The organism is Methylovorus glucosotrophus (assembly GCF_009858335.1).
In the GTDB taxonomy this organism is placed as follows: Bacteria; Pseudomonadota; Gammaproteobacteria; order Burkholderiales; family Methylophilaceae; genus Methylovorus; species Methylovorus glucosotrophus.
The window spans coordinates 1740693-1763202 of the sequence record NZ_VMSE01000001.1 but is presented as its reverse complement, the minus strand read 5'-3'; the positions used below and the strand labels follow the sequence as shown (position 1 = coordinate 1763202).

Sequence of the window (22510 nt, the reverse complement as noted above, 5' to 3'; positions counted from 1 at the left end):
TGCGGTCATTGGTGAAGCGCAGGAACCCGCATTATACGGTAATGCCTGTGACTTGCGGGCATGAGATTCGGTTCCATGCCCGGGATCGTCACTCAGGCGCGTGCGGCGCCGTTCAGCGAGGCGAGTTCGCTTTCCGTCAGCCAGCGCCATTGGCCTTCCGCCAGGTCGTCTGGCAATACCAGCTCGCCGATACGGATGCGCTTCAGGCTTTCCACGCGATTGCCCACGGCGGCCAGCATGCGCTTTACCTGATGGTATTTGCCTTCTGCCAGGGTCAGGTGCAGCACCTGATCGCTGATCTGCTCGCAAGCCAGGGCGGCGATAGGGGCGGGCTCATCCACCAGTTGCACACCTTCCTGCAATTGGCGGATCTGGTCGGCATCCACCGCATGCTTGGCGCCGACTTCGTAAATTTTCGGCACTTTCCACTTGGGCGAGCTCATGCGGTGGATGAACTGACCATCGTCTGACAGCAGGATCAGGCCGGTGGTGTCTTCATCCAGCCGCCCTATGCATTGTACGCCGCGCTCGAGCAGCGGGTGTGGCAGCAGGGCAAACACGCTGGGGTGATGCTGCGGCTTGTGCGAGCACTCATAATTGGCGGGCTTGTTCAGCATCAGGTAAGCCTTTTCACGGTACTCCCAAGGTTCCTCGTTTACCGTGAATGCCAGCTTGTCCGTGTCAAAGTCGGCAAAGGGGTTATCGCAAGGCTCGCCATTGACAGTCACCGCATGGTGGCGGATCAGGATGCGGCAGTTTTTGCGGGAGCCGAAGCCCTGCGCGTGAAGGATACGTTCAAGATGCATGAAATAAAGACTCGGTGATAAACGGGTTAAAGACCAGGGTTAAAGGGGCAGATGCCGCATAGGCAGTGATGCGCGGACATTACGGAAACGTGGGAGTATCGGCATTGCAGGCCGCTTGTACCCAGCGGCCACTGAAGTCGGTGGTCTGGTCGATAGGGCCCAGCTCATTGCTGTTGCCCTGCGCCGTCAATTGCCCTGTGAATGCCGTATCGCTCTGCACCTGCATGCTGAACTTGCCGGTTCCCTGCAAGCTGCCGGAGCATACCACATCCCCATTTACCTGTTTGCCCGCGTGGCGGTAATTGCGAATGACGCAGCCCTGGTCATTGGCCGGTACGATGGGTTTGTCCAGCCTGGCTTGCTCGGGCGTCAGGCATTGCAGCACGGTCATGGGCTGGTTGCCCACCGGCAGCTGTATGCCCAGCATTTCCAGCTGCTGAAGCTGTTCGTCAGGAATCTGCGGCATATTGTGCAGCTTGAGCTTGATGCTGGTTTCCCATAATCCCGGCCGCAGGGCATCGGCTGCATGCGCGGGGTGGCTGGCGAGCAGCACCAGACCCAGCATCAGGCCTGCCCCCAGCTGCCAACCAACAGTTAGCGAAAGGGCCTTGATTGAACATCGAGTGTTTGGCACATGCATCCTTAGCAACGTTATTGCAGAAAAAATCAGCCTTAAACTCCAGCCTCAACCCTAAGCCTCACTCGGCGCATAACGCCTTCATGCATGCACCACATCTACCTGTCCCTGGTCGGCAATCAGGACCAGGCTGGCGAGGCCACGAAATACGCCATGCTCAACCACGCCAGGGGTGTTGTTGAGCAGAATGTCCAGCTCGGCATCGTCCAGCCAATCGGGGAAGCGCACATCCAGTACATAGCTGCCGTGCGCGGTAACCGCGACGTTATCCTTGCTGGCGTTGAGGCGTAGCTCGGCTTCGCCGTTGGCTTTTTCCAGCGCGTGGCGGACGATCTTCCAGGCGGCTGGCATGACTTCCACCGGGATCACGAATTTCTCGCCTATGCGGCTCACTTGCTTGCTCTTGTCCGCCACCACCACAAAGCGTTCGGCAGCACGCGCCAGCAGTTTTTCCATCACCAGGTCCTGGCCGCGACCTTTCAGCAGGGTCAGACCCGGTGTGATTTCATCGGCGCCATCCACATACAGATCGAGATGCCCCAATTGCGAGATATCCAGCAGTGGCAATCCATGCTCGGCTGCCTTGATCGCGCTGATGGTGGAGCTCGCCACGGTGGTGATACGCAGGCCTTCGTCACGCTGACGCCGGCTGAGCGCTTCGATGAAGTAATTGGCGGTGGAGCCGGTGCCCAGGCCGACGATCATGCTGTCTTCCACCAGGCTGGCGGCATGCTCGGCTACCAGTTGTTTGTCGTTCATGATGCTGCTCCTTTTCGCGTGAGCGGTTATTCGGACGTGAGTACGGCGTTACATGCCCCAGCGCAGGGCGGCGGTATGTACCGGGCTATCCCAGTGCTGCTTGATCTCGTCATCAAGCAGGCACACGGTGATCGAGGCGCCTGCCATATCCAGCGCGGTGGTGTAGTTGCCGACCAGCGAGCGGCTGATGATGAGACCATGCGATTGCAGCAAACGTGCGGCGCTGTTGTACAAGAGATAAAGCTCCATCAGGGGTGTAGCGGCAAAACCATTGACCAGCAGCAGGATTTCGCTGCCAGCGGCGGGGGCCAGGTCATGCAGTATCGCCTTGACCAGGTCCGCCACAATGTCATCCGCAGGACGCATCGCTTCGCGGCGGCGGCCGGGCTCACCGTGGATGCCAACGCCCATTTCCAGCTCCTGCTCGCCCAGCTCAAAGGTGGGTTTGCCTGCGGCCGGTACCGTACAGCTGGTGAGCGCCACACCCATGGAGGCCGTGCGCCGGTTGACCCTGTCGCCCAGCGCCTTGCAGGTGGCCAGGTCAGCCCCGGTTTCTGCCAGGCTGCCAACCACTTTTTCCACGATCACGGTGCCCGCAACGCCGCGACGGCCCGTGGTGTAGGTGGAGTTTTCCACTGCCACATCATCGCTGGTCAGCACGGTGGCGCTTTCACAGGACAACATTTCTGCCGCCATTTCAAAGTTCATGACATCGCCCGCGTAATTCTTGACGATGAAGAGCACGCCCTTGCCACATTCCACCGCCTCGGCGGCGGCCAGCATCTGGTCCGGGCTGGGCGAGGTAAACACAAAGCCGGGGCACACCGCATCCAGCATGCCATAGCCCAGCAGACCGCTATGCAGCGGCTCGTGGCCGGAGCCGCCGCCCGAAATCACGGCCACCTTGTTCTGGGCTTTTTTGGCACGTACCAGGTAATTGGGTTCAAGATGCAGTGTCACCAGATCGGCATGCGCAGCCGCAAACCCTTGCAGGCTCTCGGTGAGCATGGTGTCGGGCTGGTTCATGAATTTTTTCATGGGGTCTCCTCCTGCTTTTTGTAATGGCTATTGTTTGAGTCAGGGCAATGCCTTAATGGGCCTGGCCCAGCAGCATGTCGCACACGGCATGGATCATCACCTGGCAGCTTTTTGCACCAGGGTCGATGTGGCCGATGGCGCGTTCACCCAATCCGGCCGCCCGACCTTTGGTCGCCAGCATGTCGCGCGTGGCCAGCATGCCTTTTTCTGCTTCAGCCTTGATGGCGTTGAGGAGGTCTGCATCAAGCTCGGCATGCGTGCTGGCAAGCTGGGTGAAAAGGGCAGATACCGGTATCAGGACATCCATCATGGTCTTCTCGCCGACCTGGGCTTTGCCACGATGCTGGATGCCAGCAACGCCAGTCGCAAACAGTGCCGCATGATCAGCCAGCGAAACAGGCTCCTTGAGCTTGATGGCTTTGGCCATCTCCAGAAAAAAGCTGGCGACCAAGGGGCCGGAGGCACCGCCTATGCTGGATAGCACTTTCATGCCGATTTTCTGCAGGGCGGCATCCGGAGTCAGGTTCTCCAGCTCTGGCCGCATGGCAGCGGCGGCTGCACAACCGCGCTTGATGTTGATGTAGTGATCGCCATCGCCAATATCGCGGTCCAGACCCTCGATATCAGCCTCATGGCTGAGGATGGCAGAATTGACGGCATCAATTGCCGCCAGAATGAAATCAGTCTTCACGTATTGGATACTCCTTAGGCTCGTGCTGGCGTAGCCGGATGGCTGATGGTGTCGATCGGTGAAGATCAAGCGCCATGCCGGCGACAGGTCCGGGTGCAAAAGTATTACCCCGAACGCCATCTTTTGCAAACCTCGTCGCGGGCTTGCCTACGGCCCGTTGGCGTAATCGGGTAAAATGCCGGCATTCCCCTCTGGAACCTGCCATGAGCTTCAAACATATTACCTCGCGCGACAACCCTGTCTTCAAGCAACTGAAAAAGCTGGCGGAGTCTTCCCGCGAGCGCCGCCGCCTGGGGCAAACCCTGCTGGATGGCCCGCATTTGCTGCGGGATTACATGACGGTGTTCGGTACGCCGCGCCAGCTGATTATTGCCGAAGGGCAGTCCACCAATGAAGTGAATGGCCTGATACAGGAGCTGGCGGATATCCCCACCCTGATGGTCACCACGCTGATGTTCGCCGAGTTATCGCCGGTGACAACGCCGACCGGTATCCTGGCGCTGGTGGATACCCCCCAGCTGCCTTTGCCCGAGACGCTGGAGTTTGTGCTGATGCTGGAAGATATTCAGGACCCCGGCAATCTGGGCAGCATATTGCGCTCGGCCGCCGCCGCGGGCGTGCAGGCGGTTTATTTGTCGGAAGGTTGTGCCGAAGCGTGGTCACCCAAGGCGTTGCGCGGTGGGCAAGGCGCGCAGTTTGTGCTGCCGGTGGTGGAGCGCTCGGACTTGTTGGCACTGACCGGGAATTTCCCGGGGGAGACGCTGGCGACGGTCATGCAGGGAGAGTCCTTGTACGAACAAGACCTGCGTCAGCCGGTGGCATTCCTCATCGGCAATGAAGGCGCCGGCCTCAGCCTCAAACTGCAAGCAGCGGCCAGCCGCAAGATTCATATCCCCATGCAGGGGCAGGTGGAGTCACTCAACGCAGCCGCGGCAACATCTATCTGTGTGTTTGAGCGTCTGCGGCAGAATCTGAACCAGGGTTAATCCCCGGGGTCTGGCTGGACCAAACCCGCGCTATCAGGCCGCAGGTTTGCGTCGTTTGGCGCGGCGTTGATCCTGCCGCCATTTCCAGATCACCAGCGTCCCAAAATACGTCACGATGGAGCCGACCACGGCCAGCGTGGCCAATCCCGTCACCAGCGGCAAGCCCGCGCTTTTCAGCCAGGCCAGGCTGCTGTCTATCCAGTGCATGTCCACCATCATGGGTTCAGCTTCGATGGCATGCTCCAGCAGCGGTGCTATCTCCTGCTGGCCAATCAAGAGCGAGCCTATGCTGTACGCCAGCCAGTACACCGGGGGGAAGGTGAATGGGTTGGTCACCAGCGTCGCCAGCATGGCAATGCTGATGTTGGCACGCATGAACAGTGCGGTGATCGCGGCGGCGAAAAATTGCCCGAATGGAATGATGAAGGCAAAGAAAATACCGATGGCCGCGCCGCGCGCCACGGCCTTGCGCTCAAGACGCCACAGGCGCCTGTCCTGCAATTGCTTGCGGAATGGGCCCAGCCAGCGTGAAGCCAGAATGGTATCGCGGGTTGGAATATGCTGCTGGAAGCGCTTGAATGAAAAGGCCATGCTTATGCCTGAGGGGAGAGGGCGTGCAGATTAGCACGGCCCTCGTGACAGCTTGATGACCAGCTAAGGCCACGCCGCCTAGTGGCGGCTTTGCGTGGCAGGCATGACAATGTCCGGGCTGAACAGCTGCTCGGTGTCGACCTTGTCAAAAGTGTATTCGGCGTTGCAAAAATCACAATGTATTTCAATGGTGCTTTGTTCCTCCAGTATCTCGGCCACTTCCTGCGGGCCCAGCATTTTCAGCATGTTGCCTACGCTGGTGCGTGAGCAGCTGCAATGGAAATTCACCGCCTGCGGCTCAAACAGCCGCACATCTTCCTGATGAAACAGGCGCTGCAACATTTGCTCGGCGGATAATCCCAGCAGCTCTTCAGGCTTGACCGTGTCGGCCAGAAAGCCCATGCGGTCCCAGGCATCCAGGTCTTGCTCAGGCTGATCTGGCAGCTTTTGCAGCAGCATGCCGGCGGCACTGTTTTCATTGGCGGACAGCCAGATGCGCGTGGCAATCTGCTCCGAACGCTGCATGTAGTTCTGCAGGATTTCGCTGATGTTGTCGCCCTCCAGCGGCACAATGCCCTGATAGGTCTGGCCGCCATCCTTAGGGTCCAGGGTAATGACAAAATGGCCATTGCCGACCAGTTCGGTAAAGCTCATGCCATCGAGGTCGCCTGTCCATTTGGCCGTGGCGCGCAGCCCAAGTTCCGCAGTGCACTCCACGACAAGCAGATTGACTGGGCCTTGGCCTTGAATCTGCAGTACCAGTGCGCCACCTTGCATCTTGAGCGTAGCGGAGAGCAGGGCGCTGGCGGCCATCAGTTCGCCGAGGGCGCTTCTCAGCACAGGTGGGCAGTGCTGGTGTTGCAGCGCGCTTTGCAGGGTACGGTCGAGATGCACGGTATTGCCACGTATCGGCGTGTTGTCGAAAACGAAGCGGTGCAGGAGATCTTGGTGCTGGAGAGATAAAGTATTCATGGTGTCATTTTAACATGGAGGCTTAGCCGGTGCTTTGCAAGCAGGCTGGCGCAAACTGCTGCAAGAGGCTAAATCGGGTGGGGGATATGCCGGGTGCGCGGGATAGCCTGTAGCCGCCAGTGCTCACGGGCCCAGGCCCATAGCTCCGCAAGCGGTGCCTGTCGCAAGCTATCCGGCGGCGATTGCTGCAAAAACTGCAATACCTGCCAGAGCTGTTCGCTGGCATGCTGCCATTCCAGCGCGGGTGCCAGTGTCTGTTTGCTCAGTTTTTCGCCTGCGGCATTGGTGGCCACGGGCACATGGGCATAGCCGGGCTGTGGCAGCTGGAGCACTTGCTGCAGAAAAATCTGCCTGGGGGTGGAATCCAGCAGGTCGGCGCCGCGCAGCACATGCGTGATGCCTTGCCAGCCATCATCCACTACCACGGCGAGCTGGTAGGCAAACAGGCCATCGGCGCGTTTCAGCACAAAATCGCCGATGTCGTTTGCCAGATGCTGAGCCTGTGGTCCCTGTATTTCATCCTCAAAACGAATCGTCTGATCACCCACCCGGATACGCCATGCCCGGGCGGATTTTCCCGGCGCCAGGCCATCGCGGCAGCTGCCGGGATAGACGACGCCATCAATACCATGGTGGCCGGAGTCGGCAATTTCCTTGCGCGAGCAGCCGCAGCCATAGATGGCGCCTTGCTCTTTCAACTGGGCCAGCGCGGCTTCATACGCCTCCTGGCGCTGGCTTTGGTAGATCACCGGGCCGTGCCACTCAAAGCCATAGTGTTCCAGCGTGCGCAGAATATGGTCGGCGGCGCCGGGCACGGTGCGCGGGGTATCGAGGTCTTCCATGCGTACCAGCCATTCGCCCTGCATGGCATGCGCCTGCAGGTAGCTTGCGGTGGCTGCGATCAGCGAGCCGAAATGCAAAGGCCCGGTAGGCGAGGGGGCAAAACGGCCGCGATAGGGCATGCGGATAATGACCTAATGCACGGCCTGCAGATAAGGCGGAATGTGCCAGGAGTGCAGCTGGCGCCCCAGCAATTGCAGCTGGCAGGCCATGCGGTCGCTGCCATGGGCGCTGACATCAAACTCATAGGTGCGCAGCAATTGCACACGGCCACGACTGTTGCGGCCCAGTCGCAGGCGCGTGCAGGCCACGGTTTCATCCAGCAATTGCAAGTTGGTACGATCCACCAGTGCGTTGCCATGCTGGATGGCGGCCTCGCGGCTGCCAATGCTGTCCAGCCAGAACCAGGCGCTGGCGATCAGAATCACGATCAGTAAAATTTCCACGGTCAGGACTTTTTGGTTGGTTATTTTTCTAAGATGGCTATTTTTTTAGCTTCACTATTTTTCCAGGTTGACTATTTTTACAGTAAACAAGGTTTTAGGTGTGTCCGCGACATTCTCCCATGCATACTGAATGGCGGCCCTGCCCATTTTTGCACGGAGACCATGCCCTGAAAAGCAAATTAGAGATGGGGCTGACAGCCCACTTTTAAAGAGCCATGGTAACCAGGCGTGTGGATGTGTGGCTTACGCGCATGCACCTTTCATTCTGCAGCGCTTATCAGTTATAGTGATTCGTCAGAATTCAGGCTTTCCATTGTCAAGTGCATGTATGAGCAATAGTCGTGAGCAAGAGGCCCGTCAGGCCTACCTCAATTTATTGAAAGCCAAAGGCGTGGATGCCGCTATCCTGCAGCATCGCGAACGTTTTTTACAGGCATTGGCGGCGGATCTCGCAGACCAGCCTGCGGACAGCATGGTTTACCGTGATGTGGTCGAAAAGCATCTGGAGCAATTGCCACGCGCCGATTGGCCGCTCCTGCTGGCGGTAGCGCGCGAATACTTCCCTTTCTGGATTCAGGATATCAAGGCCGTGGCGGCCATGAATGCCGAGGCGGGCTTTGCGCCGCCGGCCATTTCCTGGCAGCCGCTGGCGCAGAGCCTGCAAGCCTTGTGGGATAGCCTCGATCAAACCCAGTTCAGCACTGCTGAAAACTGGCCGCTCAAAGCTTACCGTCATGCGTTGCGCCAGGAAGGCGCCGAGCTGGACGTGGTGGAAACCCGCATCAAGCTGGTGAAATTGCTGCTGGTGCGACTGCGCGATGCGCCCGCGCAGGATGCCAAGCTGTATCGTCTGGCGGTGGACAACACCTTGCCCCTGTTTGACATGAAAGAAACGCGTCGCCTGTTTCTGGTGGTGGTGCGCGAGTTTTATTACTTCTGGATAGGCGATCCGGAAGCGCTCAACCATATCGTACTGGGCTAGACATTCATTAGCGAGTTGCTTGCCCGGTCAGGCACTCCCCGCGGGTGATATCGCTCAAAGTTGCATTGCTCTCCACTTAAATCCAGCGTTTACTTTTTGTTGTTGTCCGATTTCTCCTGATCGTCCAGCGCGTCTTCCAGTCGCGCACATAGTGTTTTAAGTATCTTGATGCGGGCAAAGTATTTGTCATTCGCCTCGATCAATGTCCACGGGGACTGACCGGTGCTGGTGCGGTCTATCATGTCGCACACGGCATCCTGGTATGCATCCCACTTGCTGCGGTTACGCCAGTCTTCTTCGGTGATCTTGAACCGCTTGAAGGAGGTTTTTTCGCGTGCCTCAAACCGCGCCAGCTGTTCCTCTGGGCTGATTTGCAGCCAGAATTTCACTACCAGCGTTTTATGGTCGGCGATCTGCTCTTCAAAGTCATTGATCTCGGCATAGGCGCGTTGCCAGTCGGCATCGGCGCACAGGCCTTCCACGCGCTCCACCAATACCCGGCCATACCAGCTGCGATCAAAAATGGTAATGCGCCCACGGCGGGGCAGATGCCGCCAGAAACGCCAAAGGTAGGGGTGCTGGCGCTCTTCTTCCGTGGGCGCGGCAATCGGCACCACGTTGTAGCTGCGGGCGTCCAGCGCCTGGGTAATGCGCCGTATGCTGCCGCCTTTGCCTGCGGCATCCACGCCTTCAAACACAATCACCACCGAAATTTTCCTGAAGGCAGGATGGCGGGTCAGCTGGTTCAGTTTGCCCTGGGTTTTTTCCAGTTGCAGGCTGTATTCTTCCTTGCCCAGCGACTGATCCAGATTCAGGGTGTCGACTATGCGTAACTGGTCCAATGGCGGCATGAAGGGCGCTGCCAGTGCGCTGGGTGGGCGCGGCTTGTTATCCAGCCGGTTGCGTATGGCCTCGAGGATTACCTGGCCCGCCGTCAGATTGCGATAGTTGGCGTCATAGCCTTCCACGATCACCCATGGGGCAAACGCGGTGCTGGTCTCGCGGATCACATGGCCGCTCACATTCTTGATCTTGTCGTAGAGTTTCAGCTCGGCCATATCCTGGTCGGTAATGCGCCAGCGCGTGGCCGGGTCTTTCTGCAGGCTTTTGATGCGGGTTTTCTGTTGGTCCTTGCTCAAGTGAAACCACAGTTTGATCAGCAGCGTGCCTTCATCGGTCAGCATGCGTTCCAGCCGCACAATGTCTTCAATGGCTTTATCCAGCGCATTTTTCTTGATCTTGCCGTGCGATTTATCCGTAATGGGGTCGTTGTACCAGGAACCAAACAGTATGCCGATTTCCCCTTGCGGCGGCAGTGCCTGCCAGAAACGCCACATCGGCGGCCGCTGGCTTTCCTCACTGGTGGCCGGGCCAAAGGCAAAGGTATTGATGTGCCGCGGATCAAACCATTCGTTGAGGATGTTGGCGGTTTCACCCTTGCCGCCGCCGTTGACGCCACCGATCAGCACGATCACCGGAAATTTGCGGCTTTGCAGCATATCGTATTGCGCATCGAGCAGGGCTTCGCGTAGTGCTGGCAGGCGTTTCTTGTATTCCTCCCGGTCTATCTTGTGGCCAATTTCGGCGGATTCAAACATGGCTAAGTGGCTCCGGTGATAAGGCCATGGGTGCGCAGCCATGGCGGTATGTTTAAGGGTAAGGGCTCCAGTGTATACCCGCGAAGTCGACAGGCGTATGACATGGGTGCCTCTTCATTGACTGGCTTCGCGCTTCAATAATTCCTGCTTGCGCGCAATTCCCCAGCGATAGCCGGTTAAACGGCCATCACTGCCTATTACGCGGTGACATGGAATAGCCATTGCCAGCATATTGGCCGCACAGGCACTTGCCACCGCGCGAATGGCCTTGGGCGCGCCTATGCGCTCGGCGAGCTGGCGGTAACTGATAGTGCTGCCACGAGGAATATCCCGCAAGGCCTGCCACACACGCTGTTGAAACGCCGTGCCCTGAATATCCAGCGGTAAATCCAGGCCCAGCGCCGGCGTCTCGATAAAGCGCAATACCGATGCCAGCTGCTGCTCCAGCGCAGCATCCTGTTCCACGACGCTGGCATGGGGGAATCGGGCACGTAAATTCTGCAGCAGCATCGCGGCATCATCGCCCATGGCAATGGCGCACACGCCGCGCTCGCTGGCGGCGACCAGCACCATGCCCAGGCTGCATGGCGCGACTCCCGCGCGTATCAGCATGCCGCGGCCGCCTTGCTGGTAGCGCGTGGGCGTCATCCCCAGCAGGCGGCCAGATTGCGCATAAAAGCGGCTGCTACTGTTAAAGCCAGCTTCCAACATGGCATCGGTGACGCTGCGGTTGGCTTGCAGATGCTCCCGTAGCTGCTGGTTGCGGTGTGCCGTGGCATATGCCTTGGGGGTTAGTCCTGTGGTCGCTTTGAACAGGCGATGAAAATGCGAAACGCTGAGCCCGGCCATCTCTGCCAGATGTTGCAGGCTGGGGATGTGCTCTGCTTGCTCAATCTGGCGGCAGGCCTGGGCAATGATTTCAACATGAGCGGCTTGCGCATCCGCCTTTGCCAGGTCTGGCTTGCAGCGTTTGCATGCGCGAAACCCCGCCAGTTCGGCCTCCGCCGCCGAGCTGAAATATTCCACATTTTCCGGTTTGGGCGTGCGTGCGCCACACGTGGGGCGGCAATAGATGCCTGTAGTCCGCACCCCATACAAAAAGTGTCCCTCAGCCGCCGGGTCGCGCTGCTGGATCTGTTGCCAACGGGGATCAATCAAGGGCATGGAGTAGGGCGTGCTTGTTAATGAACTGCACATGATTTTACGCTCAATGAATCTGGGGAGTACCAATCTAGCGCGTTGGCTTTTTGCCCGCACTCCGATTCTTACCATTGAATTTTCTGATGAGTGGGCGCGGGGCTGCACGGCGCGTAGCGGCGAATGGGCAAGCCCAAGTTAGCTGACTCAGCCTTGCAATATCAGTCTCGCATATTAATAAAAACCGGTTGACCATTTCCATATTTCGACTATTATCGAAATATGGAAAACACATCAGCAGTAAAAGCACTCGCCGCATTGGCTCAGGAATCACGCCTGGGGATATTTCGTCTGCTGGTTCAGGCCGGGCCCGAGGGGTTGGCGGCTGGCAAGATCAGCGAGCTGGCTTCTATCCCGCCTTCATCGTTGTCGTTCCACCTCAAGGAGCTGGCGCATGCCGAGCTGGTGAGCGCGAAGACAGAAGGGCGCTTTGTCATTTACTCGGCCAACTTTGCCCGCATGAATGATCTCTTGGCATTCCTCACTGAAAACTGTTGCGGCGGAACCGCCTGCATCTCTCTCGATTGCGCAAGCAAAGGAGCTTAACCATGAAACGCATGCATATCCATATCGCGGTGGACGACCTTGACGCCAATATCCAGTTTTATTCGGCGCTGTTCAACGCGGCCCCGGCAGTGCTCAAGCCCGATTACGCCAAGTGGCTGCTGGATGATCCCCGCATCAACTTTGCCATCTCCATGCGCAACGCGCCCGCTGGCCTCAATCACCTGGGCATACAAGTCGAAAGCGAAGGCGAGCTGGCGGAGATGCACAGTCGCCTGCAGGCGATAGAGCAGCAGACAGCAGCGCAGTTAAAGCCTGAGCTGGGCGCGGCCTGTTGTTATGCCAAGTCAGACAAATACTGGGTTACCGATCCCCAGGGCGTGCCATGGGAAACCTATCACACGTTAGAAGCTATCCCTGTATTTGGCGCGTCGTCGGCGGAACCCGCCACGCAGGGCGAATGCTGTGTGCCGATCACCATGATAGGCAAAGCAACAAAACCGGCAGACGCCAAACCCGGCTGCTGCTGATCATCTGGATGGCACGAACATGAGCGAGAACATGGTGAAGGTACTGATTTTATGCACGGGGAACTCCGCCCGCAGCATCATGGCGGAAGCCTTGTTTAATATTCTGGGACAGGGCCGCTTCAAGGCTTACAGCGCAGGCAGCCATCCCAATGGCAAGGTGAATCCGTATGCCATCGAGCAAGTCGCGGCGATAGGCTATGACACCAGCGCCTTGCGCAGCAAGAGCTGGGATGAATTTGCCCAAGCGGATGCGCCGCAAATGGACTTCATCATTACCGTATGTGACAACGCCGCAGGCGAGCTTTGCCCGGTATGGCCCGGTCAGCCCATCGCCGCCCACTGGGGATTTGAAGACCCGGCGGCCGTACAGGGCACGGATGCTGAAAAGCGCGCCGCGTTTAAGCGTATTTTTCAGCAGATAGAAAGCTGTGTTGCTCAACTGGTGGCGTTGCCCCTGAGCCAGCTGGGCCCCGATGCCATTCGCCAGCACATGCAAGCGATAGGGCAAAAACAACAGGAGCAGACCTCGTGAACATATTCGAGCGCTATCTCTCGCTATGGGTAGGCTTGTGCATTGTGGTCGGCGTCATGCTGGGGCAATGGCTGCCCGCGTGGTTTGAAGCCGTTGCTGGCCTGGAGTGGGCGGGAATCAATCTGCTGGTGGGCCTGCTGATCTGGGTCATGATCATTCCCATGCTCATGAAAGTGGATTTTCGCTCCTTGAGCGAAGTGAAATCGCACTGGAAGGGCATCTCTGTCACGCTCTTCATCAACTGGGCGATCAAGCCTTTTTCCATGGCGTTACTGGCCTGGCTGTTCATCCATCAGGTGTTTGCCTCATATTTACCGGCAGAGCAGCTTGATAGTTATGTCGCTGGACTGATTCTGCTGGCCGCCGCACCCTGTACCGCCATGGTGTTTGTCTGGAGCCGACTGGTGAATGGCAATCCGCTATTTACGCTCTCGCAGGTGGCGCTCAATGACAGCATCATGGTGATTGCCTTTGCGCCTATCGTGGCACTGTTGCTGGGGCTATCGTCCATCCATGTGCCATGGACCACCCTCATGGTGTCGGTGCTGTTTTACATCGTGATCCCCGTGATCATTGCCCAGGGCTGGCGCAAACACCTGCTGCAGCAAGGCACGCCCCGCCTCAATGCCGTGCTGGAGAAAACCGGGCCATGGTCCATGCTGGCATTGCTGCTTATGCTGGTGCTGCTGTTTGCCTTTCAGGGGCAGGCCATCATGGAGCAGCCCTTGGTGATCCTGCTGCTCGCGGTGCCGATTCTGGTGCAGGTCTTCTTCAATTTTGGGCTGGCTTACTGGATGAATCGGCAAGTGGGCGAGGTGCATGCGATTGCCGGACCTTCTTCCCTCATTGGCGCCAGCAATTTTTTCGAGCTGGCTGTGGCCACCGCCATCAGCCTGTTCGGGTTTCATTCCGGGGCGGCGCTGGCCACCGTGGTTGGTGTGCTGATCGAGGTGCCCGTCATGCTGCTTATCGTGCAAGTGGTGAATCGCAGTCAGTATTGGTATGAGGCAAAGCGTTGATGCTCCATTTTCAGGCGCGATATCGCGGCCGGAAGCTACATTCTTAAGCTTAAATCCTCCTAATGCACATTAAACGTGCAATGCACTTATAAATGCACTTTAATCGTGCAAAATCTAAAATGCCCCAAAACTGAAATCCTGAAGAAACAATAACTTGCTGTATTGGCTTGAATTTTGCTCTTCTGAGCCAAACAAAAATTTCACAGGAGAGTAAGTAATGGAGACAGTGCAGTCAGCAAATGATGTAGTTTTTATATTGCTCGGGGCGATTATGGTGCTTGCCATGCATGCCGGGTTTGCCTTTCTGGAGGTAGGCACGGTGCGCAGCAAAAACCAGGTGAATGCCCTGGTCAAGATCATGGTGGATTTTTCAGTATCCACCATTGCCTATTTTTTCATTGGCTATGGCATTGCCTATGGCGTGGATTTCATGCACGGCGCGGATGTGCTGTCCGCCAAAAATGGCTATGAGCTGGTCAAGTTCTTCTTCCTGCTGACCTTTGCCGCTGCGATTCCCGCCATTATCTCTGGCGGCATTGCCGAGCGTGCCAAATTCAATCCGCAAATCGCCGCGACATTTGCGTTGGTCGGGCTGGTGTATCCCTTCTTTGAAGGCATCGCCTGGAACGGCCATTACGGTATTCAGGCCTGGCTCACCCAGCAGTTCGGCTTTGCCTTCCATGACTTTGCCGGATCTGTGGTAGTACATGCCATGGGCGGCTGGATCGCCCTCGGCGCCGTCATCATGCTAGGCGCCCGCCACGGCCGCTACAGCAAAGATGGCCGTCTGCATGCATTTCCACCATCCAATATCCCATTCCTGGCATTGGGTGCATGGATACTCACCGTCGGCTGGTTTGGCTTCAACGTCATGTCCGCCCAAACCCTGAATGCCGTCAGCGGCCTGGTCGCGCTGAACTCCCTCATGGCACTGGTCGGGGGCACCATCGCCGCCGTCATCCTCGGCCGCAACGACCCCGGCTTTGTACACAATGGCCCGCTCGCGGGCCTGGTCGCCGTCTGCGCAGGCTCCGACGTCATGCATCCCCTGGGCGCCTTGGTCACTGGTGGCGTTGCCGGCGTGTTGTTCGTCTGGACCTTCACCCTGGTGCAAAACCGCTGGAAAATCGACGACGTCCTCGGCGTATGGCCATTGCATGGCCTGTGTGGCGCGTGGGGCGGTATCGCTGCTGGGATCTTCGGATCACACGCCCTGGGCGGCATGGGCGGCGTCAACATCGTTTCGCAGTTAATCGGCACGGCGCTAGGTGTTGCGATCGCGTTGGCGGGCGGATTGGTGGTCTATGGCGTGCTGAAGGCGGTGGTCGGCATCCGTTTGACGCAGGAGGAGGAGTACATGGGCGCTGATCTGAGTATTCATAAAATCCCTGCGACTTCGCAGCTTAGTGCGTTGGGAGATGATTGAACCCGGATTAAAAAATTTAACTGAATCAATTTTAATACGCCCGATTAGTCGGGCGTTTTTATTCGGTTTGATGGTCTTTACAACTATTTACCCCAGTTAACATACTTTGATTCAAACGCCTTTAACCTTTTGCTCCACGCGGCGTCTTACTTTGCGTGACACTTAATACTGAGTGAGTTAAAGGAGCGAGACATGAAAATCAATAAACACATTATTTTGCCAGGCCTGTTGCTGCTGGGTTCACTTGCGGCATTTGGTACGGCGCTGAGTTATGCCGGTGACGATGAGGCTTGTGCCGGTCCGCATGGCAAACATGCGCATGCCGGTGGCCCTGGCGCTGAAGATGCCGGGTTTCATCGCGGTTTGCGTGGGCTGGATCTGACGGGGGATCAGAAGGCGCAGATAAAGCAGATTATGGATAAGCAGAAGCCGGTGCGTGAGCAGAAGATGCAGGCCTTGCATGATGGCATGCAGAATCTGCAAACCCTGGCGAAGGCTGAGCCTTACGACCCTGCCAAGGTACAGGCGGCAGCGGCCGAGCAGGCGAAGATTCAGGCGGACCTGATTGTCTTGCGCACGGATGCGGCGCATCAGGTGTATGCCTTGCTGACGCCGGAGCAGAAGCAGAAGTGGAATGACCGGCCTGAGCGTGGACCTAAAAAGCCGGATGATCGTGGCTAATAGAAGGTCCGGTTTTTATCGCTCTCATTACTCCGCCGATCTATCTTTCAGTCTGGAGTAATACCCGTCACGATGGGTGTATGGCCTGAGAGCCCTTGCCACAAGCATGCGGGCTCCTTGGGTGCGAGATAAAGCAGGGCGCAGTGAAATGGCTGCGTCCTGTTTTTATGTCTATGTGCATGACGTTGAATAATGCCAATGTTATGCTTGTGCTCTGCCCGGGTTCTTCCGTGCTTGAATGCCAGTCTTGGCTGAATTTCCGTCCCATGTTTGAATGCAGAGCCTGCCCAGCATGCCTTTCGTATGGAATTTGATGATTGAATTGATCCTGTACGTATTTCCCGGCGCTCAAAAAAACGGGAAAGCGGAGAATAAATGAAAACAATACCTTACCAGCAGATAGCATCCGTTGCGGTGCTTGCTCTTATTTCTGTATTGACGGTTGCCTGCCAATCTGGCGACAAATCCCCCAAAGACAAACCCGCGCCTGAAGTTGGGGTGATGACCATCAAGCTGCAGTCGCAGCCACTCGAAACCGAGCTGCCGGGCCGCACGGCGGCGCACATGGTGGCGGAGATACGGCCGCAGGTCGGCGGTATTATCCTCAAGCGTGCCTTTACTGAAGGTGCCAATGTGAAGGCAGGCGAGTTGCTGTACCAGATTGACCCGGCGCCTTATCAGGCTGCGTATGCCAGCGCGCAGGCCGCGCTGCAGAAGACGGAAGCCAGTCTGGTCTCAACGCGGCTGAAAGCAGAGCGCTATGCCCAGCTGGTGAAGATTAACGCGGTCAGCAGCCAGGATAATGATGACATTCAGGCTACCCTGCGTCAGGGAGAGGCAGATCTGGCATCGGCCAAGGCGGCGCTGGAAACCGCCCGCATCAATCTGGCCTATACGCGCATCGTGTCGCCGATTGCCGGCAGGGTAGAGACCTCAACGGTTACACCGGGTGCATTGGTAACGGCGAACCAGACCACAGCGCTGACTACCGTGCAGCAGCTGGACCCGATTTATGTGGATATCACCCAGCCCAGCAGCGCCTTGCTGCAGCTGAAACGCCAGCTCGCCAGTGGCGCCCTGAAAAAATCCGGTGAAAATGCCACGCGCATGCAGGTGGTGCTGGAGGATGGCAGCCGCTATGCGCACGATGGCGTGCTGAGCGTGACGGGTGTAACCGTCAACCAAAGCTCCGGTGCCGTGACCTTGCGCGCTGTGGTGCCCAATCCCGAGGGTTTGCTGCTGCCGGGCATGTATGTACGCGGTATTTTGCAGGAAGCGGTGAATACCAATGCCATCCTGATCCCGCAGTTGGCGATGAGCCGCAATAACCGTGGTGAAGGCACGGCTCTGGTGGTGGATGCTGAAAACAAGGTGGAGCTGCGCACGCTGACGGTAGAGCGGGCGATAGGCAATCAGTGGTTGATCAGCAAGGGCTTGAGCGCTGGCGAAAAGCTGATTGTCGAGGGCCTGCAGAAGGTTAAGGTTGGTGACACGGTAAAAAGCGTGGAAGTAGCTGCACCTGGTGTGGCTAACACTACGCCGTCGCCAGCTGGTGCTGCTGCTCCGGCCGCTGGGAAGTAGAGGCAAGCATGGCCCGTTTTTTCATCAACCGCCCTATCTTTGCCTGGGTTATTGCCATTGTCATCATGCTGGCGGGTCTCGCCGCCATTGAGACCTTGCCCCTGGAGCAATACCCGGATATCGCGCCGCCGCGCGTTTCCATCAATGCCACTTACACCGGCGCCTCCGCCAAAACCATTGAAGACTCGGTCACCCAGATTATTGAGCAGTACATGAAGGGGATCGATAACCTGACCTACATGGCTTCGACCAGTAGTTCGAGCAGCGCCAGCGTGTCGCTGACGTTTGATGCGGGTACCGACCCCGATGTGGCGCAGATGCAGGTGCAGAACAAGCTGCAACAGGCCTTGCCGCGCTTGCCGCAGATTGTGCAGAGCCTGGGGGTGACGGTAAACAAGACCGGCACCGATTTCCTGATGGTGATGTCGATCTACTCTGATGACCCCAAGGTCACTACCACCGATATTGGTGACTACATCAGCAGCAGCCTGCTGGATCAGATCAGCCGTGTGGATGGCGTGGGTGACGTGCAGACCATGGGCAGCGGGTACTCCATGCGCATCTGGCTGAACCCGGAAAAACTGCAGAAATATGCCTTGATCCCCTCAGACATTACCTCCGCCGTTGAGGCACAAAATACCGAGGTGTCCTCCGGCCAGTTGGGGGCCTTGCCTGCCGTTGGCCAGCAGCAGCTGAATGCCACCATTACCGCGCGCAGCAAAATGCAAACGGTCGCACAGTTCCGCAATATTGTGGTGAAAGCGGCGGCGGATGGCTCCGTGGTGCATCTGGGCGATGTGGCGCGGGTAGAGCTGGGTAGCGAAAATTACGCGATTGCCGGGCGGTATAACGGCAAACCGGCCGCCGGTATGGGCGTGAAGCTGGCATCGGGCGCCAATGCGCTCAAGACCTCCGAGGCCGTGCTGGCCAAAGTCAAAGAGCTGGAGCCTTATTTCCCCGCCAGTTTGAAACTCAAAACCGCGGTAACCTACGACACCACCCCGTTTGTGCGCATCTCCATCAAGGAAGTCGTCAAATCCCTGTTTGAGGCGGTTCTGCTGGTGGTGCTCATCATGTACATCTTCCTGCAGAGCTGGCGCGCCACTATTATTCCTGCGGTGGCGGTGCCTGTGGTGCTGCTGGGCACGTTTGGCATTCTTGCGGCCTTTGGCTATTCGATTAACACACTCACCATGTTTGGCCTGGTGCTGGCGATTGGCCTGCTGGTGGATGATGCGATCGTGGTGGTGGAAAACGTGGAGCGCGTCATGCGCGAGCAGGGGTTGTCGGCGCGCGAGGCTACCCGCAAATCCATGGATGAGATTACCGGCGCCCTGATCGGCATTGCCCTGGTGCTGTCGGCGGTATTTATCCCCATGGCCTTCTTTGGCGGCTCTACCGGGGTGATCTACCGTCAGTTTTCGATCACCATTGTGTCGGCCATGCTGCTATCGGTACTGGTCGCCCTGACCCTGACGCCTGCGCTCTGCGCCACGGTGCTGAAGCCAGGGGAGCACGCACCTCGCCGCGGATTCTTTGGCTGGTTTAACCGAAACTTTGACAGGGGCTCCAAGGCTTACCATGGTGGCGTGCAGGGCATCCTCAAGCGCAAGGCGCTCGCCATGCTGGTGTATGCGGCTATCGTCGGCGTGATGGCGGTGCTGTATGTACGCCTGCCCACTTCGTTTATCCCAACTGAAGACCAGGGCGTGCTGATGGCCCAGGTGCAATTGCCGGTGGGCGCTACTGACCAGCGCCTGCAAAAGGTGATGGATCAGGTACAGGAGTATTTGCTCAAAGAGCCCGATATTGTGGCGATCAATATTTTCACAGGCTTGGGCGTGAGCGGAAACAGCCAGAATACCGGGCGGATTTTCATACGCCTCAAAGACTGGGATGAACGCACAGGGCCGGGGCAGAGCGCTGCGGAAATTGCGGACAAAGCTACGCGTGCGCTGGGCAAGATCCGTGATGCCACCATTTTTGTGACGCAGCCGCCGAGTGTGCGTGGCTTGGGTGCGAGCGCTGGCTTTACTGTAGAGCTGAAGGATCTGGGCGGTCTGGGGCATGAGGCCCTGGTGGCCGCACGCGATCAGTTCCTCAAAATGGCGCGCCAGGATCCGCTCATGACCCGCGTGCGCAGCAACGACCTCGACGACACGCCGCAATATAACGTGCAGATTGATGACCAGAAAACCGGCGCATTCAGCCTAAGCACCGGCAATATCAATGAAACGCTGGCGCTGGCGATGGGCGGCAGTTACGTCAATGACTTTATTGACCGTGGCCGGGTCAAGCGTGTCTATATCATGGCGGACGCGCCTTACCGCATGCTGCCGGGGAATATCGGCCAATGGTATGTGCGCAATGCGAATAACGACATGGTGCCATTTAGCTCATTTTCGCAGGGCAACTGGACCTATGGTTCGCCGCAGTTATCACGTTTTAACGGCATCTCGTCCATCGAGCTGGTGGGGGAGTCTTCCCCTGGCGCCAGCTCGGGTGACGTGATGGACAGCGTGGAAAACATGATGAAGCAAATGCCGACCGGCATAGGCTATGAGTGGGCAGCCCAGTCCTATCAGGAGCGCTTGTCCGGCTCCCAGGCACCCATGCTGTATGCCGTGTCCGTGGTGTTCGTGTTTTTATGCCTGGCAGCGCTGTACGAGAGCTGGGCGGTGCCTTTCTCCGTCATGCTGGTCGTGCCTCTGGGGATACTTGGCGCCTTGCTGGCGACCACGCTGCGCGGATTGTCGGGCGATGTTTACTTCCAGGTGGGCTTGCTGACCACGGTGGGGCTGGCGGCAAAAAATGCCATTCTGATCGTGGAATTTGCCAAGCATCTGCAAGAGCAGGGGCTGAGCTTGATGGAGGCAACCCTGCAAGCCGTGCAACAGCGTTTACGGCCTATTCTGATGACATCGCTGGCCTTTATTTTCGGGGTGCTGCCACTGGCAGCCAGCAGTGGCGCAGGCGCCGCCAGCCGCCAGGCGATTGGCACCGGCGTATTGGGCGGTATGTTGACCGCCACCTTGTTGGGTATCTTTTTTGTTCCGCTGTTCTTTGTGCTGGTCAGGGGATGGTTCCCTTATAAAGCACCCGAGGCGGAAGCGACGGAGCAGAAATCATGAAGTATTCCCTGATCACCCAGGCCGTGCTGGCGGCCATGCTGGCGGGTTGCGCGAGCATGGCGCCGGATTATCAGCGTCCGGCAGCGCCAGTGGCCGAGCAATGGCCGGCGCAAGCATCGAACCAGGGCACGCCAGCGGCGGATATCGGCTGGCGCGAGTTTTTGCTGGATAACCGTTTGCAGCAGCTGGTTGAGCTAGCCTTGCAAAACAACCGCGATCTGCGGGTGGCTGCCCTCAATATTGAGCAGGCGAGGGCAGAGTACCAGGTGCAGCGCGCTGACTTGTTCCCTACCGTGAATGTGATCGCCAGCCGCACGGCACAACTGGGCAGTGCGAGTAGCACCAGCAGCAGTACCAATGCGACGACCGGTGCCGTGACTTCAAGCTCGGGCGGTTCGGTAGTGCAGAGCTATCGCGCCACCGTGGGCTTTAGCGCCTATGAGCTGGATTTCTGGGGCCGTATCCGCAGCCTGAATGAGCAGGCGCTGCAAAGCTTTTTTGCCACCGAGGAAGCCAGACGCAGCACGCATATTTCGCTGGTATCCGAAGTTGCCTCGGCATGGCTGACGCTGGCGGCGGATATGCAACGGCTGAAGCTTGCGCAAGATACCTTGCAAAGCCAGCAGGCCTCGTATGATCTCACCAAACAGGGCTTCGATATCGGCGTGTATTCTGCGCTGGAGCTGCGTCAGATTCAGATCAGCGTGGATACGGCGCGTGCTGATGTGGCCAATTATCGCAGCCAGGTGAAGCAGGACCAGAATGCGCTGGTGCTGCTGGTAGGCCAGCCAGTGCCGGAGAACCTGCTGCCGCAATCACAGCCTGATCAGGTCACTAGCGTGGCCGATTTGCCCGCAGGTATTCCTTCTGAAGTTTTGCAGCGGCGCCCGGATATCCTGCAAGCCGAACATAGCCTGCAGGCGGCCAATGCCAATATTGGCGCGGCACGGGCGGCGTTTTTCCCCACCATTACCTTGACCACCACGCTGGGTAGCGCCAGCAATCAGCTTTCCGGGCTGTTTGCCTCGGGCTCCAAGGTCTGGTCGTTTGCTCCGCAGCTGACACTGCCGATTTTTGATGCCGGGCGTAATCGCTCAAAACTCAAGAGTGCCGAAGTTGCGCAGCAGATCACCGTGGCTCAGTATGAAAAAGCCATCCAGAGTGCCTTCAAGGAAGTCGCCGATGCGCTGGCGATCCGCGAGAACCTGACCGAGCGGCTGCAAGCCCAGCAATCGCTGGTTGAAGCCTCACAAGAAAGCTACAAGCTGTCCGATGCCCGCTTTCGTGGCGGGATTGATAGCTACCTGGCGGTGCTGGATGCCCAGCGGACGCTGTATTCTGCGCAGCAAACGCTGATCACCGTAAACCTGACGGCGCAAACCAATCAGGTGACGCTGTATAAAGTGCTGGGTGGCGGCTGGAACGAATCGAGCAAAACCAATCCTTAGCGGGAATCCCGATGGCGGCGTAATGCGGAAGGCAAGTCTGGAACAGATGCATGGCCAGACCTGCTTTCGGCACAGCCCGCTTGGGATGTGATTCAAGTCAGCGACGGTTGCATGC

At 57.9% G+C, this 22510-nt stretch carries 22 protein-coding genes; 11 read left to right on the top strand and 11 right to left on the bottom strand.

From position 1 onward, the window contains the following. Positions 1 to 92: 92 nt before the first annotated feature. The 5 genes from FNL37_RS08205 to dhaL form a co-directional block, all read right to left on the bottom strand. The gene (locus tag FNL37_RS08205) at positions 93 to 806 is read right to left on the bottom strand and encodes a pseudouridine synthase (protein WP_015829891.1); all 714 of its coding nucleotides are present in this window, start codon (positions 804 to 806) and stop codon (positions 93 to 95) included. Positions 807 to 885: 79 nt separating this feature from the next. Continuing rightward, positions 886 to 1446 (bottom strand): DUF3617 domain-containing protein, encoded by a 561-nt coding sequence (locus FNL37_RS08200; RefSeq protein ID WP_148211150.1) that lies wholly within the window; start codon positions 1444 to 1446, stop codon positions 886 to 888. Between the two features lie 78 nt (positions 1447 to 1524). Beyond that, positions 1525 to 2202 (bottom strand): ribose-5-phosphate isomerase RpiA, encoded by a 678-nt coding sequence (gene rpiA, locus FNL37_RS08195; RefSeq protein WP_013441988.1) that lies wholly within the window; start codon positions 2200 to 2202, stop codon positions 1525 to 1527. A 48-nt stretch (positions 2203 to 2250) separates the two neighbouring features. Then, a complete protein-coding gene (dhaK, locus tag FNL37_RS08190) occupies positions 2251 to 3240 on the bottom strand; it encodes a dihydroxyacetone kinase subunit DhaK (protein WP_159355783.1) in 990 nt (329 codons plus the stop codon). A 52-nt stretch (positions 3241 to 3292) separates the two neighbouring features. After that, on the bottom strand, positions 3293 to 3931 hold the full coding sequence (gene dhaL / locus FNL37_RS08185; RefSeq protein ID WP_159355782.1) for a dihydroxyacetone kinase subunit DhaL: 639 nt from the start codon (positions 3929 to 3931) through the stop codon (positions 3293 to 3295). Between the two features lie 203 nt (positions 3932 to 4134). Between dhaL and FNL37_RS08180 the strand changes: the two genes are divergently transcribed. Next, positions 4135 to 4917, top strand: a complete 783-nt coding sequence (locus FNL37_RS08180; protein ID WP_159355781.1) for a TrmH family RNA methyltransferase — start codon at positions 4135 to 4137, stop codon at positions 4915 to 4917. Between the two features lie 33 nt (positions 4918 to 4950). On the opposite strand, the gene FNL37_RS08175 is transcribed toward FNL37_RS08180, so the two are convergent. The 4 genes from FNL37_RS08175 to FNL37_RS08160 form a co-directional block, all read right to left on the bottom strand. Continuing rightward, positions 4951 to 5508, bottom strand: a complete 558-nt coding sequence (locus FNL37_RS08175; protein ID WP_159355780.1) for a DUF2062 domain-containing protein — start codon at positions 5506 to 5508, stop codon at positions 4951 to 4953. Between the two features lie 78 nt (positions 5509 to 5586). Continuing rightward, positions 5587 to 6480, bottom strand: coding sequence for an Hsp33 family molecular chaperone HslO (hslO, locus tag FNL37_RS08170; protein WP_013441993.1), 894 nt, complete (start codon positions 6478 to 6480; stop codon positions 5587 to 5589). 68 nt (positions 6481 to 6548) lie between these two features. Beyond that, positions 6549 to 7442: a tRNA glutamyl-Q(34) synthetase GluQRS gene (gene gluQRS / locus FNL37_RS08165; protein ID WP_159355779.1), complete on the bottom strand. Its 894-nt coding sequence runs from the start codon at positions 7440 to 7442 to the stop codon at positions 6549 to 6551. 12 nt (positions 7443 to 7454) lie between these two features. Then, positions 7455 to 7766 (bottom strand): DUF3301 domain-containing protein, encoded by a 312-nt coding sequence (locus FNL37_RS08160; protein WP_013441995.1) that lies wholly within the window; start codon positions 7764 to 7766, stop codon positions 7455 to 7457. A 328-nt stretch (positions 7767 to 8094) separates the two neighbouring features. On the opposite strand from FNL37_RS08160, the gene FNL37_RS08155 reads away from it, so the two are divergent. Next, positions 8095 to 8748 carry a hypothetical protein gene (locus tag FNL37_RS08155; RefSeq protein ID WP_159355778.1) on the top strand — a complete coding sequence of 218 codons (654 nt, stop codon included), beginning with the start codon at positions 8095 to 8097 and terminating at the stop codon, positions 8746 to 8748. 89 nt (positions 8749 to 8837) lie between these two features. On the opposite strand, the gene pap is transcribed toward FNL37_RS08155, so the two are convergent. After that, positions 8838 to 10346 carry a polyphosphate:AMP phosphotransferase gene (gene pap, locus FNL37_RS08150; RefSeq protein ID WP_159355777.1) on the bottom strand — a complete coding sequence of 503 codons (1509 nt, stop codon included), beginning with the start codon at positions 10344 to 10346 and terminating at the stop codon, positions 8838 to 8840. A 114-nt stretch (positions 10347 to 10460) separates the two neighbouring features. Further along, positions 10461 to 11543 carry a bifunctional DNA-binding transcriptional regulator/O6-methylguanine-DNA methyltransferase Ada gene (gene ada, locus FNL37_RS08145; RefSeq protein WP_159355776.1) on the bottom strand — a complete coding sequence of 361 codons (1083 nt, stop codon included), beginning with the start codon at positions 11541 to 11543 and terminating at the stop codon, positions 10461 to 10463. 222 nt (positions 11544 to 11765) lie between these two features. Between ada and FNL37_RS08140 the strand changes: the two genes are divergently transcribed. The 9 genes from FNL37_RS08140 (at position 11766) to adeC (ending at position 22395) form a co-directional block, all read left to right on the top strand. Next, positions 11766 to 12089, top strand: coding sequence for an ArsR/SmtB family transcription factor (locus FNL37_RS08140; RefSeq protein ID WP_015829901.1), 324 nt, complete (start codon positions 11766 to 11768; stop codon positions 12087 to 12089). 2 nt (positions 12090 to 12091) lie between these two features. Then, positions 12092 to 12577, top strand: a complete 486-nt coding sequence (locus FNL37_RS08135) for an ArsI/CadI family heavy metal resistance metalloenzyme (protein WP_159355775.1) — start codon at positions 12092 to 12094, stop codon at positions 12575 to 12577. Between the two features lie 19 nt (positions 12578 to 12596). After that, complete coding sequence (locus tag FNL37_RS08130) at positions 12597 to 13109, top strand: arsenate reductase ArsC (RefSeq protein ID WP_159355774.1); 513 nt, start codon at positions 12597 to 12599, stop codon at positions 13107 to 13109. After that, positions 13106 to 14128: an ACR3 family arsenite efflux transporter gene (arsB, locus tag FNL37_RS08125; protein ID WP_159355773.1), complete on the top strand. Its 1023-nt coding sequence runs from the start codon at positions 13106 to 13108 to the stop codon at positions 14126 to 14128. Before FNL37_RS08130 ends, arsB begins: the two co-directional genes overlap by 4 nt. 217 nt (positions 14129 to 14345) lie before the next feature. Further along, positions 14346 to 15554 carry an ammonium transporter gene (locus FNL37_RS08120; RefSeq protein WP_159355772.1) on the top strand — a complete coding sequence of 403 codons (1209 nt, stop codon included), beginning with the start codon at positions 14346 to 14348 and terminating at the stop codon, positions 15552 to 15554. Positions 15555 to 15746: 192 nt separating this feature from the next. Continuing rightward, a complete protein-coding gene (locus FNL37_RS08115; protein ID WP_159355771.1) occupies positions 15747 to 16235 on the top strand; it encodes a Spy/CpxP family protein refolding chaperone in 489 nt (162 codons plus the stop codon). A gap of 375 nt (positions 16236 to 16610) precedes the next feature. Beyond that, a complete protein-coding gene (locus tag FNL37_RS08110; protein WP_159355770.1) occupies positions 16611 to 17816 on the top strand; it encodes an efflux RND transporter periplasmic adaptor subunit in 1206 nt (401 codons plus the stop codon). Positions 17817 to 17824: 8 nt separating this feature from the next. Beyond that, on the top strand, positions 17825 to 20947 hold the full coding sequence (locus FNL37_RS08105; protein WP_159355769.1) for an efflux RND transporter permease subunit: 3123 nt from the start codon (positions 17825 to 17827) through the stop codon (positions 20945 to 20947). Then, positions 20944 to 22395: an AdeC/AdeK/OprM family multidrug efflux complex outer membrane factor gene (adeC, locus tag FNL37_RS08100; RefSeq protein ID WP_159355768.1), complete on the top strand. Its 1452-nt coding sequence runs from the start codon at positions 20944 to 20946 to the stop codon at positions 22393 to 22395. The genes FNL37_RS08105 and adeC overlap by 4 nt, the downstream gene beginning before the upstream one ends. The last annotated feature ends 115 nt before the right edge of the window (positions 22396 to 22510 follow it).

Coding starts and splice junctions, on each gene's coding strand:
- FNL37_RS08205 (WP_015829891.1), bottom strand. CDS start 806: ATGCATCTTGAACGTATCCTTCACGCGCAGGGCTTCGGCTCCCGCAAA.
- FNL37_RS08200 (WP_148211150.1), bottom strand. CDS start 1,446: ATGCATGTGCCAAACACTCGATGTTCAATCAAGGCCCTTTCGCTAACT.
- rpiA (WP_013441988.1), bottom strand. CDS start 2,202: ATGAACGACAAACAACTGGTAGCCGAGCATGCCGCCAGCCTGGTGGAA.
- dhaK (WP_159355783.1), bottom strand. CDS start 3,240: ATGAAAAAATTCATGAACCAGCCCGACACCATGCTCACCGAGAGCCTG.
- FNL37_RS08180 (WP_159355781.1), top strand. CDS start 4,135: ATGAGCTTCAAACATATTACCTCGCGCGACAACCCTGTCTTCAAGCAA.
- FNL37_RS08175 (WP_159355780.1), bottom strand. CDS start 5,508: ATGGCCTTTTCATTCAAGCGCTTCCAGCAGCATATTCCAACCCGCGAT.
- hslO (WP_013441993.1), bottom strand. CDS start 6,480: ATGAATACTTTATCTCTCCAGCACCAAGATCTCCTGCACCGCTTCGTT.
- gluQRS (WP_159355779.1), bottom strand. CDS start 7,442: ATGCCCTATCGCGGCCGTTTTGCCCCCTCGCCTACCGGGCCTTTGCAT.
- FNL37_RS08155 (WP_159355778.1), top strand. CDS start 8,095: ATGAGCAATAGTCGTGAGCAAGAGGCCCGTCAGGCCTACCTCAATTTA.
- pap (WP_159355777.1), bottom strand. CDS start 10,346: ATGTTTGAATCCGCCGAAATTGGCCACAAGATAGACCGGGAGGAATAC.
- ada (WP_159355776.1), bottom strand. CDS start 11,543: ATGTGCAGTTCATTAACAAGCACGCCCTACTCCATGCCCTTGATTGAT.
- FNL37_RS08140 (WP_015829901.1), top strand. CDS start 11,766: ATGGAAAACACATCAGCAGTAAAAGCACTCGCCGCATTGGCTCAGGAA.
- FNL37_RS08135 (WP_159355775.1), top strand. CDS start 12,092: ATGAAACGCATGCATATCCATATCGCGGTGGACGACCTTGACGCCAAT.
- FNL37_RS08130 (WP_159355774.1), top strand. CDS start 12,597: ATGAGCGAGAACATGGTGAAGGTACTGATTTTATGCACGGGGAACTCC.
- FNL37_RS08120 (WP_159355772.1), top strand. CDS start 14,346: ATGGAGACAGTGCAGTCAGCAAATGATGTAGTTTTTATATTGCTCGGG.
- FNL37_RS08115 (WP_159355771.1), top strand. CDS start 15,747: ATGAAAATCAATAAACACATTATTTTGCCAGGCCTGTTGCTGCTGGGT.
- FNL37_RS08110 (WP_159355770.1), top strand. CDS start 16,611: ATGAAAACAATACCTTACCAGCAGATAGCATCCGTTGCGGTGCTTGCT.
- FNL37_RS08105 (WP_159355769.1), top strand. CDS start 17,825: ATGGCCCGTTTTTTCATCAACCGCCCTATCTTTGCCTGGGTTATTGCC.
- adeC (WP_159355768.1), top strand. CDS start 20,944: ATGAAGTATTCCCTGATCACCCAGGCCGTGCTGGCGGCCATGCTGGCG.